Consider the following 13,562-nt stretch of genomic DNA (forward strand, 5'->3'; position numbering starts at 1 on the left):
GTTACTCGCGCAGCACACTGTGTGGGACTGCCGTGCACGAAAGAAACGTAACCGAACTCACTGGCATTGAGGGGAGATTGGGGCTATTCCGTTACCTGTCGGTTGCCTGGTCGTCCACCAGGTGTGATCAGATCGACAGTTTCGCGAGCAGGTCGCGTGCTTTCTCCGCGGTACGGGGCTCGCAGAGGACGTCGTATCGACCGGCGACCAACTGCATGCTCGACGCGAAATCTCGCTGCCCCTTGGTGGCCGCGTACGGAATGGACGCAGAGATCAGGCCGAAGATGATGCCGCCACCGACGCCGATGAGCAGTGCTCCGAAGATGTTCTCGCTGAAGATGCCGAGGACCAGGCCGAGGAAAACACCCAGCCATGCACCCGAAACGATGCCTCCACCAATCACTTTGGGCCACGTGAGGCGACCGAGGACGCGCTCGACCTGCATCAGGTCGACGCCGACGATCGTCACGTCCTGTACCGAGAACTCCTCGTCGGACAGGTAGTCGACGGCGCGCTGCGCCTCGGCGTAGGTGGGGTAGGAACCGATCGGCCAACCGGAAGGCGGCGTCGGCAGTCCCTGCCCTGGGCGGCCCGACTGTGAGAGGGGATTAGTCATGACTCCATTGTGCCCCGAAACGGACACCGTCACACCCATTGTTCCTCCCGCGAACGAGACGACGGATCAGGAGGTGGGCGGCTCGAAAGCGGTCGTGCGCGTCATTCCTGCCGCTCGCCCCTTCGCCGAGACGACGAGCGCCATCTTGCGGCTCGCCTCGTCGATCATCTCGTCGCCCAACATCACCGCGCCGCGGCCGCCGCCCGCCGCGGACGTGTGGAACTCGTACGCGTCGAGAATCATCTCGGCCTTGTCGTAGTCGGCCTGACGCGGTGCGAAGATCTCGTTGGCGGCCTCGATCTGCGTCGGATGCAGCACCCACTTGCCGTCGAAACCGAGGCCTGCCGTGCGGCCGGCCGCCCGACGAAAGGCGTCGAGATCGCGTATCTGCAGGTAGGGACCGTCGATCGCCTGCAGACCGTGGGTCCGGGCAGCGAGCAGGATGGTCATCAGAATGTGGTGATAGGCGTCGCCGGTGTCGTATCCGACCGGTTGCTCGCCGACGACCAGAGTGCGCATGTTGACACTGGCCATCAGATCCGCAGGACCGAACACCAGGGTCTGCACCCGTGGGCTCGCGGTCGCGATCTCGTCGATGTTGCGCAGACTGCGGGCGCTCTCGATCTGCGGTTCGATTCCGATGGCACCGACGTCGAGTCCGTGCTCTTTCTCGACCTGGGTGAGCAGCAGATCCAAAGCCTGCACGTGCGCGGCGCACTCGACCTTCGGCAGCAGGATGGCGTCGAGATTGCGTCCGGCACCCGAGACGACGTCGATGACGTCGCCGTACGTCCATTGTGTCGTCCAGTCGTTGACGCGCACGACCTTGATCTGATCGCCCCAACCGTCGGAGTTGAGTGCGTCGACGATGCGCGCTCGGGCCGCCACTTTCGCCAGCGGCGCGACAGCGTCCTCGAGATCGAGAAAGACCGCGTCGGCGGGCAGTCCCTTCGCCTTGTCGATCATCTTGTCCGAACTGCCCGGAACGGCCAGCACCGACCGCCGCATGCCCGAAGCTCTCACGAAAGCACAACCCCTGTCTAATTCACCCTCTGTACTGCCGAGCCTCTAACCTTGCCATCATGGCAGCACTGAGCAAGGTATTCGCGGCCAGGCTCGCCGGCCTGGGTGTCCTGGGCCCCGACGGCGAATCGATCGGCCGCGTTCGCGACGTCGTCATCTCGATGCGTGTCGGCAGAGCGCAGCCGAGAGTCCTCGGCCTCGTGGTCGAATTGGCAACTCGCCGAAGAATTTTCGTGCCGATGCTGCGAGTGACCAGCATCGAGCCCAACTCCGTTCAGCTCACGACCGGAAACGTCAGTCTGCGTCGATTCACCCAACGCGCCAACGAGATCCTGGTGTTCGCGCAGATTCTCGACTCCAAGGTGCGCGTCGACGACCCCGAGCTCGACGAGCTGCACGACGCCGATTCCATCGTCGTCGACCTCGGCATCGAACTCACCCGAACTCGCGACTGGGTGGTCGCGCGGGTGGCGGTCCGTAAGCAACGGCAACGGCTCGCGCGGCGTGGTGCCATCCACGTCGTCGATTGGCAGCACGTGCAGGGGCTGACACAGAACGAGCTGTCCATGCCCGATCAGGGTGTAGCGCAGCTGCTGATGCAGTTCGAGGATCTGCGCGCGGCCGACGTGGCGAACGCGATGCGCGAGCTGCCCGTCAAGCGCCGAATGGAGGTGGCGCGGGCTCTCGACGACGAGCGGCTCGCGGACGTCGTACAGGAACTGCCCGACGACGATCAGGTGGAGTTGATGCACTACCTCGGTGTCGACCGTGGTGCCGACGTGCTCGAGGCCATGGACCCGGACGACGCCGCCGACCTGCTGGGCGAGCTGCCCGAGACCGAGGCGGAATCGCTTCTGCGCCTGATGGATCCGGAGGACTCGGCACCTGTCCGTCGTCTGCTCGAACACTCCCCCGATACCGCCGGTGGTCTGATGACCCCCGAGCCGGTGGTTCTCACCGCGTCGACGACGGTGGCCGAGGCGCTCGCCCGGGTACGTAATCCCGACCTGACGCCTGCGCTGGCCTCCCTGGTTTTCGTGGTGCGGCCCCCGACCGCGACACCGACCGGCCCGTATCTCGGCTGCGTGCATCTGCAGCAATTGCTTCGAGAACCCCCGGCGAGCCTGGTCGGCGGTGTGGTGGACAGCGCTCTGCCGCGGTTGTCCCCCGAGGACAGCCTCACCGCCGTGACGAGATACTTCGCGACGTACAACCTCGTCTGTGGCCCGGTGGTCGACGACGAGGACCACCTGGTCGGGGCCGTGACCGTGGACGACGTCCTCGATCATCTGCTGCCCGAGGACTGGCGAGATCAGGAAGTGGCGGGACAGTGAAAGAAACAGCACGCCAGAGAATGGACACGCCGCGCGGGTCGCGGATGTTCAACGTCAACCTCGACTTCGACCTCGGCAAGTCGGGAGAGAAAGCCGCACGATTCCTCGGCACCGGCCGCTACCTGGCCATCCAGACCGGAATCGTGATCGTCTGGATCTTCCTCAACGTCGTGGCGGTCAACCTCCAGTGGGACCCGTATCCCTTCATCCTGCTCAATCTCGCGTTCTCGACCCAGGCCGCGTACGCCGCGCCGTTGATTCTGCTCGCCCAGAATCGGCAGGACGACCGCGACCGCGTCTCCCTCGAAGAGGACCGTTCTCGCGCCCAACAGACCAAGGCCGACACCGAGTTCCTCGCTCGTGAACTCGCTGCGCTGCGCATCGCCGTCGGCGAGGTCGCCACCCGCGACTACCTGCGCCGCGAACTGGACGAGATCAAGGCACTCCTCGAGCAGGCGACGGGTCAACCTACGGTCTCTCCCAAGAAGGCACGAAAGAAGGCGGCCGCGCGGGTGCACGACGACATGGGCATGCCGGACGCGTCGGACCCCGATACGCACTAGGTCCGCTCTGTAACGGCCCGATAACGGAACAGTCTCGAATCAGGTACCCTCGATCCCGGTCATCAGGTCGGGCCCCGGTTGTCATTCGGGGAAATCAGGAGGTACAGCACGCGTGGGTCGTCACAGAAAAGCATCGAATTCCAAGGTCAGACGGAATTCGGTGATTGCTCTGGCAGGTCTCGTCCCCGCAGGACTCGTCACCGCCGCCACCAGCGCCGGAGCCACGGAATACATCCCGTTCGTCAGCGCGAAGACGTCCCCTGCTGCGCAGGAATCGAACTCCGTCGTCGAAACTCCGCAGCCGATCGCCCAGGATCAACAGGCGCAGCCGGTCGCCCAGGCCGAGCTTCCCGTGCCCGCTGCGGTCCCCGCACCTGCGCCGGTTCCCGAGATCCCGCCCACACCGGAGCTGCCCACCAACCTCGCGGTCAGTCCCATCGCGATTCCGGTCGTCAACGTCTCGGCCTACAAGAACGCCGAGCGCATCCTCGCCCAGCAGCAACCCGGCTGCGGCATCAGCTGGACCGTCATCGCCGGCATCGGCCGTGTCGAATCCACCCACGCCAACAACGGCAAGGTCGACGACTCGGGCGAGCTGCACGAGCCCATCCTCGGGCCGCGACTGAACGGCACCCTCGCCGGCAACCAGGTGATTCGCGACACCGACGGCGGCGCGCTCGACGGCGACACCGAATACGACCGCGCAGTCGGACCCATGCAATTCCTGCCCTCGACGTGGAACCTCTATCACGCCGACGGCAACGGCGACGGAGTCTCCGACCCACAGAACCTGTTCGACGCAGCCCTGGCCACAGGCATGTACCTCTGCGACGACGGCACCAACATGCGCGACCTGGGTTCGACCACCAAAGCGATCCTGCGCTACAACAACTCGATGGCCTACGTGGCGAACGTGCTTGCGTGGTCGGCCGGATACGCCACCGGCATCGTCCCGAGCTCGGACCAGTTGCCGCGCATTCACTAGATCGTGCTGCCCGCTGTCCATCGAGAGTTGGCCCACCGCCTAGCATGAGGCAATGGCTGTACTGACCGAATCCGACGTTCGGACCGCGCTCGCGAAGGTGATCGACCCCGAGATCCGCAAACCCATCACCGATCTGGGGATGGTCAAGAGCATCGACATCTCCGCCGACGGAGCCGTCGGCGTCGGCATCTACCTCACCACCTCCGGTTGCCCGATGAAGACCGAGATCAGCGACCGCGTCAAGAACGCAGTCGCCGACGTCGCAGGCGTCGGCACCGTCTCGGTCGAACTCGACGTGATGAACGACGAGCAGCGCACCGAACTCCGCAAATCACTGCGCGGCGATTCCGCAGAGCCGATCATTCCCTTCGCGCAACCCGGATCCCTGACGCGCGTGTACGCGGTGGCGTCGGGCAAGGGCGGCGTCGGTAAGTCCAGCGTGACGGTCAATCTTGCCGCGTCGCTCACCGCTCGCGGGTTGTCGGTCGGTGTGCTCGACGCCGACATCTACGGTCACTCCGTGCCGCGGATGCTCGGTAACGACGCCCGGCCCACGCAGGTCGAGAAGATGATCATGCCGCCGCAGGCACACGGGGTGAAGTTCATCTCGATCGCCCAGTTCACGCAGGGAAACACCCCCGTCGTGTGGCGCGGGCCGATGCTGCACCGTGCGTTGCAGCAGTTCCTCGCCGACGTCTTCTGGGGCGACCTGGACGTGCTGCTGCTCGACCTTCCGCCCGGCACCGGTGACGTGGCGATCTCCGTCGCTCAGCTCATCCCGAGCGCGGAAATCCTCGTGGTCACCACCCCTCAGCAGGCCGCGGCCGAGGTGGCCGAACGTGCGGGCGCGATCGCGCTGCAGACTCGGCAGCGCGTCGCAGGCGTCGTGGAGAACATGTCGTGGCTCGAGCTGCCCGACGGCACTCGGATGGACATCTTCGGATCCGGTGGTGGACAGGACGTATCGGACCGGCTGACCAAGGCCGTGGGTGCCAGCGTTCCTCTGCTGGGTCAGATTCCCCTCGACACCGCCGTCCGAGAGGGCGGTGACGCAGGCACGCCGATCGTGCTGAGTAACCCGGAATCGCCTGCGGCCCAGGCACTCGAGGCCGTGGCTGCGAAACTCGCCGTGCGCGAGCGCGGTCTGGTGGGAATGTCACTCGGCATCGACTCGGCCCGCAAACTCTAGACAGGCTGCGTCCACCCGCTTCCCCGCCGCGTCAATGGACCATTGCACCGCCGAGACGCATGTAATGGTTCATTGACGCAAAGCCCTGGTCTGCGTCAATGAACCATTGCACCGCTCAGACGTATGCAGTGGTCCATTGACGAGAACAAGCGGTGGAGTGCCGCGGGACGGAATCTGGTTACGTGGCGTCCGCGTCGATGGGCGGGGTGTCGCCTGCGGACAGCTTCGGCTCGTTCTTGCTCATCGACACCCCACCCTGTGGAGTGCTGATCTGAGGCGTCGGGCCGCCCGAGCTCTTCGGCTTGGCGTCGAAGGGCTTGCCCTTGAACGTGTCTTCGAGTGGGTTCTTGAAGACCGAATCGTCTCCGTCGAGCAGGTGTTTGGTGATCACTGCCCGAGGGGTCATGCCGCGAAGTTGGTTGAGATCCGCGAGCGGCTTGCGGAGGTCCTCGAAGTCGGTACCGAGTTCGTCCTTGAGCTGCTGACTCGCGCCGTTGGCGTAGTCCTTGACCTGGCGGATCGACTTGGACACCCAGCTGATCGCGCCGGGGAGGCGATCGGGGCCGAGGATGACGAGAGCTGCTACGAGGAGAATGACGAGCTCTCCCCAACCGATGTTGCCGAACACGCCTGCCAGCCTACGTCGTCAGTCCGAAACCGGCGTGACGGAGAGGTCCACCAGCCGTCCCGACCGAACGAGTTGCACCGGGACCGACTCCCCGATGGTCGTGGCCTGCACGGCGACGACCAGTTCGTCGGCGTCGCCCACTGCTCGGTCGCCGACCTTGGTGATGACATCTCCTTCGACGATTCCGGCCTGTTGGGCAGGACCGCCCGAGCGGACGTTCGCCACTTCCGCGCCTGCCGAGGTGTCGTTGATGACCGAGCGGGCATTGATTCCGATGTCGGGGTGCCGCATCACGCCGTCCCGGATCAGTGACTGTGTCACCTCGAACACTTCGTCGACCGGGATGGCGAAGCCGAGGCCGACCGATCCGCCGCTCTCGCTTCGGATGGCGGAGTTGATGCCGATCACGCGGCCCTCGAAGTCGATGAGCGGGCCGCCGGAGTTGCCGGGGTTGATGGCGGCGTCGGTCTGCACGGCATCGATGACGGCGTTGGTGTCGGTGCCTTCACCCGACAGGGCGACGGGCCGATCGAGCGCGCTGACGATGCCGGAGGTGACGGTCTTGTTCAACCCGAGCGGTGATCCGACGGCGATCACGTCCTGCCCGACGCGAACGTCGGCGGAACGACCGAGTTCGGCGACGGTGAGGTTGCCGACGTCGGTCTTGAGGACGGCGAGGTCGGTCTTGGTGTCGCGGCCGACGATGTCAGCGGGCACCTTGGTGCCGTCGGAGAACGTCACTTCGAGTGTCGAGTTCTCCGGGTCGGATGCGGCCAGTGAGATCACGTGATTGTTCGTCACGATGTAGCCCTCACCTGCGATGACGACGCCCGAGCCGGTGCCGCCGGTTTCGCCGAGCGTCACCTGGATCGAGACGACGGACGGCAGGACGGCGTCGGCGACCTTGCTGATCTGTCCGCGCGGGATGTCGTCGCCGCTGGACTGGGTCAGGGTTACTTTCTGGCTGGTCAACGCACCGGTCACCTCGGCGGTGAGGCGACCGAACAACCCGCCGACCAATCCGATGACGAGTGCGAGGACACCGAGTACGACGAGCGCTCGGACGGACACCGACCGCCCGAACAGCACATCGCGCACACCGAGTTTGGTTCCCGGAGGCAACACAGGAGGGGGCGGTGTGTCGAGCGCCGCGCTGCCGAGGGACACCCGAGCGGTGGGATCGCGCCACGGATCGGCCGGAGCCGACGGGGCCGCATCGCTTTCGCCCTGGGCATTCGGGTCGCGCTGCAGCGATTCCGGGGAATCGTCCGGGCGTCCGAACGCCTCGGCGAGGATGGGATCGGGTGGCCGCACCGATACGCGCGAGGGAAGTTCCTCACCGGGCCTACGAGGAGAGAACGAACCGTCCACGTCGTCGGGACGTCCGAACACCGAAGCCGACACCGGATCGACGGAAGGTCGATACACCGGACGCGGTGGCAACCGTGGACCCTCCGGTCCCGCCTGGCCGGTGCCGTCGGGCTCGATCTCCGACGGGTCGGTGCCTGCAGTCTCGGTGCTGGTCGAATTCGATGTCACGCGTCCGGTTACCCCTCGCATACGTCGGTGTGAGAGTTCAGTATCACTCGAGCGGTCGGCGCGGCTCGATGCAGGTGAGAAGTCGTGAGGCAGATGTCGATGCGATCAGCGTCGGCGACGACGGACGTCGGCGACGGCGGACATGAAGGTTCGCTTGGTGTGGGACGGCCGATCCTCGCCCGCGCAGGACGGTATCTGGCTGAGCAGGCCGAGCAGGGAATGCGGCATCGACATCTCCCCTGCTCCCCGCAGTGCCTTGCGTGCCTGCTGCTGGGCCTCGACCTCGGCGGCGCACTCGGGACATTCGGACAGATGGTCGGCTGCACGAAGGTAAGCGGGCATTCGCAATTCGCCATCGACGTACGCCGCGATGGCCTCACTGGCCAGATGTTCGGTGGAGCTGAATTGCTTCGGCTTGCGCGCCTGCGTCATCCAACCCTCCTCGTAGCTAGTGGACACTTGCGTGACCGGAGTCGACCTTCCCGTGCACTCGAAGGTACTCGCGTAGCGCCTGGCGTCCACGGTGAATGCGACTGCGAACAGTTCCGAGCTTTACGCCCAGTGTCGCACCGATCTCTTCGTACGAGAGTCCTTCGATGTCGCACAGCACGATTGCGGCACGGAACTCCGGTGCCAGCGAGTCGAGTGCGGACTGCAGATCGGGGTCCAGACGCGCGTCGTGGTAGATCTGCTCCGGGTTGGGTCGGTCGGAGGGGACGCGGTCGTAGTCCTCGGGGAGCGCTTCCATACGGATGCGGCTGCGTCGACGAACCATGTCCAGGAACAGGTTGGTGGTGATGCGGTGCAGCCACCCCTCGAAGGTGCCCGGCTGGTAGTTCGACAGGGAGCGGAACACGCGAATGAAGGTGTCCTGCGTCAGGTCCTCGGCGTCCTGGGCGTTGCCGGACAGCCGGTAGGCCAGTCGGTAGACGCGGTCGCCGTGTTCGCGAACCAGTTCGTCCCACGACGGCATGGTGGAGTCCTCGCCGGTCGCATCGAACACTGCGGTGCCGCTGAGATCGTCGGGTGCGGGTACGGACTCGGGTAGACGCGCGATGTCGCGATCGCCGTTGATCTTGTAAATAGTTGGATCCTCCTGCTCAGGACTGCGTACGTCCTTCTGTTTCAACCGACGACTACCCTCGGATGTTCCAGCTCACACTTCGCAATCGAGATGGACCTTCGATTCCTTCACAGCCTGACGGACCCGCGTGTGGGTCCGGTATGAAACAGCTGAGGCGCACCTGAGAATGTGTGCGTGAGAATGTGCCCTGGGCACGATAGCCTCGGGGCGTGCCGACCAACGCCGAGAAGATGCTCGCCTACGCCGAAGACTCCGCTCAGGAGGACGAGGTTCTGATCGCAGCCAGAGAGCGAGCCGTCGATCTGGGTGCCGCCCCGGTACCGCCGTCGGTCGGAGCGATTCTGTCCATCTTCACCCAGATGCTCGGCGCGAAGACGGTCGTCGAAATCGGTACCGGCGCAGGGATCAGCGGTCTGTGGCTGCTCGACGGGATGCGCGCGGACGGTGTTCTGACCACCATCGACACCGAGCCGGAGCACCAGCGTGCGGCACGAGAAGCCTTCCGCGCGGGGGGAATTGCACCCTCGCGTACCCGGCTGATCAACGGGTGGGCGCTCGACGTGCTGCCCCGATTGGCCGACGACACCTACGACTTGGTGTTCATCGATGCCAGTCCGGCCGACCACCCGCACTTCGTCGCCGAGAGTGTTCGACTCCTGCGACCCGGCGGAGTTCTGGTGCTGCACAACGCATTACTGGGTGGACGAGTGGCCGACCCGACTCAGCGTGACGCGACCGCAGTGGCCGTTCGATCCGCCGCCCGGGCCATCGCCGAGGACGAGCGTCTGACGACGGTGCTGCTACCTCTGGGCGACGGGTTGATCTGCGCGTCGAGGGCGTAGGTGCCTACGGCAGTGGTGCGGTCAGGAGCCACAGAGGGCACCTAACCGCACCACTGCGCGCAGCGCACTAGATCCAGACGCCCTTGCCGACGGAGACGACTCCCCCGGCGCTGACGTTGAAGCGTTCGCGATCGCGTTCGTGATCGACACCGATGATCTCGCCGTCACCGACGACGACGTTCTTGTCCAGGATCGCGTGCCGCACGACGGCACCCTTGCCGATCCGGACGCCGGGCATCAGGACGCTGCCCTCGACGGTCGCGCCACTGTCGATCATGACGTTGGAACTGAGCACCGAGTTGCGGACGGTCGCCGCGGACAGGATGCAGCCGGCACCGACGACCGACTCCTGAGCCAGACCGCCCTGGACGAACTTGGCGGGCGGCAGGTTCTCGGCCGATCCACGGATGGGCCAGCGACGGTTGTAGAGGTTGAAGATGGGGTGCACCGACACGAGGTCCATGTGGGCGTCGTAGAACGCGTCGATGGTGCCCACGTCTCGCCAGTAACCGCGGTCGCGTTCGGTGGCACCGGGAACGACGTTGTCGTTGAAGTCGTACACCGAGGCGACGCCCGCTTCGACGAGTGCCGGAATGATGTCGCCGCCCATGTCGTGGTCGGAGTCGACGTTCTCGGAGTCGGCCTTGATGGCGTCGACGAGCACCTTGGTGGTGAAGACGTAGTTGCCCATGGAGGCGTAGGTGACGTCGGGGTCGTCGGGGGTGCCGGGCGGTTGAGCCGGCTTCTCGAGAAACTGGGTGATCTTGCCGCTCTCGTCGGAGTCGATGCAGCCGAACGCGAATGCCTCGCTGCGTGGAACCCGGATTCCGGCGACGGTGACGCCTGCACCGGAGTCGATGTGCTGCTGCACCATCTGCTCCGGATCCATGCGGTACACGTGGTCGGCTCCGAAGACCACGATGTACTCGGGGTCCTCGTCGTACACCAGGTTCAGCGACTGGAAGATGGCGTCGGCACTGCCGGTGTACCACCGGGGCCCGAGACGCTGCTGCGCGGGAACCGGAGTGATGTACTCCCCGGCGAACCCGGACAGTCGCCACGTCTGCGAGATGTGGCGGTCCAGTGAATGGGACTTGTACTGGGTGAGCACGCAGAGCCGGAGGTAACCGGCGTTGACGAGATTGCTCAGTACGAAGTCGATGAGTCGGTAGGCGCCCCCGAAGGGCACGGCTGGCTTGGCTCGGTCCGCGGTCATCGGGTAAAGGCGCTTACCCTCACCGCCGGCAAGCACAATCCCTAGTACGTGCGGTTGTGTCCTCACCCACTCAACCTATCCGCACCGAGAGAACCTTGCTAGCAGTACACGCACAACTGCTGGGGAATGTAGGTTCGTTCACGTGCGCGTAGCAATGATGACCAAGGAATATCCCCCGGAGATCTACGGTGGCGCAGGTGTTCATGTCACGGAGTTGACGGCGCAGCTGAAATCGCTGTGCGACGTGGACATCCACTGCATGGGCGCGCCGCGCGACACCGCGCAGGTACACGACCCCGATCCCGCACTCGCCGGAGCGAACGCCGCGTTGACGACGCTGTCGGCGGAGCTGCGGATGGCCAACGCCGCCGCCGACGCGGACGTGGTGCATTCGCACACCTGGTACACCGGCCTCGCGGGTCATCTCGCGGCCGAGTTGTACGACGTTCCGCACATCCTCACCGCACACTCGCTCGAACCGCGTCGGCCGTGGAAGGCCGAGCAACTCGGCGGCGGCTACCGCATCTCGTCGTGGTCGGAGCGCAATGCCGTGGAATACGCCGACGCGGTCATCGCCGTCAGCGAGGGCATGGCCAAAGACGTGCTCGACGCCTATCCGCGGCTCGATCCGAGCCGGGTTCATGTGGTGCGCAACGGAATCGACACGCAGCGGTGGTTCGCCGACCACGGCACCGCAACTCTGGACGAGATCGGCGTCGATCGAAACAAGCCGATCGTCGCGTTCGTCGGCCGCATCACCCGGCAGAAGGGTGTGGGCCACCTGATCGCTGCGGCCCACCACTTCGATCCGTCGATTCAGCTCGTCCTGTGTGCAGGCGCACCCGATACTCCGGAGATCGCTGCGGAAACCGAGCGGGCCGTGGCCCAGCTCGCCGAGCAGCGCAGCGGCGTGTTCTGGGTCAAGGACATGCTGCCCACCGACAAGATTCGCGAGATACTCACCGCAGCAGCCGTCTTCGTCTGCCCCTCGGTGTACGAGCCACTCGGCATCGTCAACCTCGAGGCGATGGCCTGCGAAACCGCCGTGGTGGCATCGGATGTCGGCGGCATTCCCGAGGTCGTCGACGAGGGCCGCACCGGACGCCTGGTGCACTACAACTCGTACGAACCCGATGCCTTCGAGCGGAACCTGGCCGAGACCGTCAACGAGGTCGCCCTCGATCCCGCGCTCGCGGCAGCGATGGGCAAGGCGGGCCGCGAGCGGGCCGTCGCCGAGTTCTCCTGGGCGTCGATCGCGAAGCAGACCCTCGCCGTCTACAACGACGCTCTGGCCCGCCGCCGCTGATCGGGACGACTCAGCGATTCGTCTTGCGGTAGGTCGACACCGTCACCGACGCGGTGACCTCGGTGGTGTCCGGTAGCTGCGTCAGCGCCTCGGACCTCGCCCCGGGGTCACCGTGACGTGCCGACGGCCCCATGCCGATCAGAGCCTCGATGTCGTTGTGCGAGAGCATCATCGAGTATTCCAGCGCAGATTCCGTCACCGGTTCGAACAGACCGGACAATGACTCGCTCAGGCGGCGGGGCTTGTCCTCGTCGACGCCGATGAGTCCCAGCGGCCCCCGCAGCTCACGCTGATGCCGCGTCGTGGGCGTGACGACCACCAACACGCCGTCGTCGACGAGAACCCGATTCAGTTCACCGGCGTTGCGCGGAGCGAACACGCACGTCACTGCGGACAGGGCACCCGACCGCACCGGAAGTCCGCTCCAGATGTCCGCGACCACCGACCCCAGCCGCGGATGGGACCGGGCAGCGCGCCTGGCCGCGAACTTCGACACGTCGACGCCTATCCCCCGGGCCTCGGGGTGGTCGTCGAGAACAGCCGCGAGGTAGTGACCGGTTCCGACCCCGACGTCGAGCACCACCTCGCTGTCCACCGGGACCCCCGCCGACACCGCTGCGGCGATCGGGGCGAAGTGCCCCTCCCCCAGGAACGCGTCGCGCGCGGCGATCATCTCGGCCGAGTCGCCGGTGAACTTGCCGCCGTCACCGGTCAGCAGACTGACGTAGCCCTGCCGAGCGACATCGAACGAGTGCCCTCGATCGCACCACAGCGCCCGATCCGTGTCGCCGACACCGAGCCCCGAGTCGACCTGGCGTACTCGGCATTGCGGACACAGCAGCACGTCCACGACGTCGGTCAGCATCGGATACCTCCTCCGTCACGACTCTGCCGGACGGCACAGTCGTGAACACAACACAAAGCCCCGCTTGCCGTCACGGCGAGCGGGGCTGAGCGATGATCGATCGACAGAACGGTCAGCCGGTGACACCCTTCAATTCGTCACCGAGTGCCGCGGCCTCGTCGGGGGTCAATTCGACGACCAATCGGCCGCCCCCCTCGAGCGGGACGCGCATGACGATTCCTCGTCCCTCTTTGGTTGCTTCGAGGGGACCGTCCCCGGTCCGGGGCTTCATCGCCGCCATCCTCTGCTCCCTCCAGATCTGCGCCCACCAGCTCGGCGCCTAGGCCAAAAAGACAATTTCGTCGCGGGGCGACGGGTGTTGTCCCCTATTCT

15 protein-coding genes are annotated in these 13,562 nt (G+C 65.6%); 6 read left to right on the forward strand and 9 right to left on the reverse strand.

Annotation, left to right across the window (positions count from 1 at the left end; all coding sequences use genetic code 11):
- Positions 1 to 127 precede the first annotated feature (127 nt).
- Both CH251_RS06050 and CH251_RS06055 read right to left on the reverse strand, forming a co-directional pair.
- A complete protein-coding gene (locus CH251_RS06050) occupies positions 128 to 616 on the reverse strand; it encodes a general stress protein (RefSeq protein WP_008714301.1) in 489 nt (162 codons plus the stop codon).
- A 66-nt stretch (positions 617 to 682) separates the two neighbouring features.
- Positions 683 to 1,624, reverse strand: a complete 942-nt coding sequence (locus CH251_RS06055) for a CoA ester lyase (RefSeq protein ID WP_094612343.1) — start codon at positions 1,622 to 1,624, stop codon at positions 683 to 685.
- Positions 1,625 to 1,698: 74 nt separating this feature from the next.
- Between CH251_RS06055 and CH251_RS06060 the strand changes: the two genes are divergently transcribed.
- The 4 genes from CH251_RS06060 to CH251_RS06075 all read left to right on the forward strand — a co-directional run bounded on the left by CH251_RS06060 (position 1,699) and on the right by CH251_RS06075 (position 5,710).
- Complete coding sequence (locus tag CH251_RS06060) at positions 1,699 to 2,973, forward strand: magnesium transporter MgtE N-terminal domain-containing protein (protein WP_094612344.1); 1,275 nt, start codon at positions 1,699 to 1,701, stop codon at positions 2,971 to 2,973.
- Between the two features lie 20 nt (positions 2,974 to 2,993).
- Positions 2,994 to 3,536 (forward strand): DUF1003 domain-containing protein, encoded by a 543-nt coding sequence (locus tag CH251_RS06065; RefSeq protein WP_045199222.1) that lies wholly within the window; start codon positions 2,994 to 2,996, stop codon positions 3,534 to 3,536.
- A gap of 112 nt (positions 3,537 to 3,648) precedes the next feature.
- The gene (locus CH251_RS06070) at positions 3,649 to 4,521 is read left to right on the forward strand and encodes a lytic transglycosylase domain-containing protein (protein WP_179273541.1); all 873 of its coding nucleotides are present in this window, start codon (positions 3,649 to 3,651) and stop codon (positions 4,519 to 4,521) included.
- A gap of 52 nt (positions 4,522 to 4,573) precedes the next feature.
- Positions 4,574 to 5,710, forward strand: coding sequence for an Mrp/NBP35 family ATP-binding protein (locus CH251_RS06075; protein WP_094612346.1), 1,137 nt, complete (start codon positions 4,574 to 4,576; stop codon positions 5,708 to 5,710).
- A 178-nt stretch (positions 5,711 to 5,888) separates the two neighbouring features.
- Here the strand turns inward: CH251_RS06075 and tatB are convergent, their stop codons facing one another.
- The 4 genes from tatB to sigE all read right to left on the reverse strand — a co-directional run bounded on the left by tatB (position 5,889) and on the right by sigE (position 8,952).
- Positions 5,889 to 6,338: a Sec-independent protein translocase protein TatB gene (gene tatB / locus CH251_RS06080; RefSeq protein ID WP_094612347.1), complete on the reverse strand. Its 450-nt coding sequence runs from the start codon at positions 6,336 to 6,338 to the stop codon at positions 5,889 to 5,891.
- A gap of 18 nt (positions 6,339 to 6,356) precedes the next feature.
- Positions 6,357 to 7,898 carry a trypsin-like peptidase domain-containing protein gene (locus CH251_RS06085; RefSeq protein ID WP_373454922.1) on the reverse strand — a complete coding sequence of 514 codons (1,542 nt, stop codon included), beginning with the start codon at positions 7,896 to 7,898 and terminating at the stop codon, positions 6,357 to 6,359.
- Positions 7,899 to 7,982: 84 nt separating this feature from the next.
- Positions 7,983 to 8,309, reverse strand: a complete 327-nt coding sequence (locus tag CH251_RS06090) for an anti-sigma factor (RefSeq protein WP_094612536.1) — start codon at positions 8,307 to 8,309, stop codon at positions 7,983 to 7,985.
- Between the two features lie 16 nt (positions 8,310 to 8,325).
- Positions 8,326 to 8,952 carry an RNA polymerase sigma factor SigE gene (gene sigE, locus CH251_RS06095; RefSeq protein WP_094612535.1) on the reverse strand — a complete coding sequence of 209 codons (627 nt, stop codon included), beginning with the start codon at positions 8,950 to 8,952 and terminating at the stop codon, positions 8,326 to 8,328.
- A 239-nt stretch (positions 8,953 to 9,191) separates the two neighbouring features.
- Here sigE and CH251_RS06100 point away from each other — a divergent pair, with 239 nt between their 5' ends.
- Positions 9,192 to 9,803 carry an O-methyltransferase gene (locus CH251_RS06100; protein WP_032365496.1) on the forward strand — a complete coding sequence of 204 codons (612 nt, stop codon included), beginning with the start codon at positions 9,192 to 9,194 and terminating at the stop codon, positions 9,801 to 9,803.
- 67 nt (positions 9,804 to 9,870) lie between these two features.
- Here CH251_RS06100 and glgC read toward each other — a convergent pair whose 3' ends face one another.
- A complete protein-coding gene (gene glgC / locus CH251_RS06105; protein WP_094612348.1) occupies positions 9,871 to 11,085 on the reverse strand; it encodes a glucose-1-phosphate adenylyltransferase in 1,215 nt (404 codons plus the stop codon).
- A 76-nt stretch (positions 11,086 to 11,161) separates the two neighbouring features.
- On the opposite strand from glgC, the gene glgA reads away from it, so the two are divergent.
- Positions 11,162 to 12,325 (forward strand): glycogen synthase, encoded by a 1,164-nt coding sequence (gene glgA / locus CH251_RS06110; protein WP_094612349.1) that lies wholly within the window; start codon positions 11,162 to 11,164, stop codon positions 12,323 to 12,325.
- Between the two features lie 10 nt (positions 12,326 to 12,335).
- Here the strand turns inward: glgA and CH251_RS06115 are convergent, their stop codons facing one another.
- Both CH251_RS06115 and CH251_RS06120 read right to left on the reverse strand, forming a co-directional pair.
- A complete protein-coding gene (locus tag CH251_RS06115) occupies positions 12,336 to 13,190 on the reverse strand; it encodes a methyltransferase domain-containing protein (RefSeq protein ID WP_094612350.1) in 855 nt (284 codons plus the stop codon).
- A gap of 112 nt (positions 13,191 to 13,302) precedes the next feature.
- On the reverse strand, positions 13,303 to 13,470 hold the full coding sequence (locus tag CH251_RS06120) for a DUF3117 domain-containing protein (RefSeq protein ID WP_008714277.1): 168 nt from the start codon (positions 13,468 to 13,470) through the stop codon (positions 13,303 to 13,305).
- Positions 13,471 to 13,562: the final 92 nt, after the last annotated feature.

The organism is Rhodococcus sp. 06-462-5 (genome assembly GCF_002258315.1).
Lineage (GTDB): Bacteria > Actinomycetota > Actinomycetes > Mycobacteriales > Mycobacteriaceae > Rhodococcoides.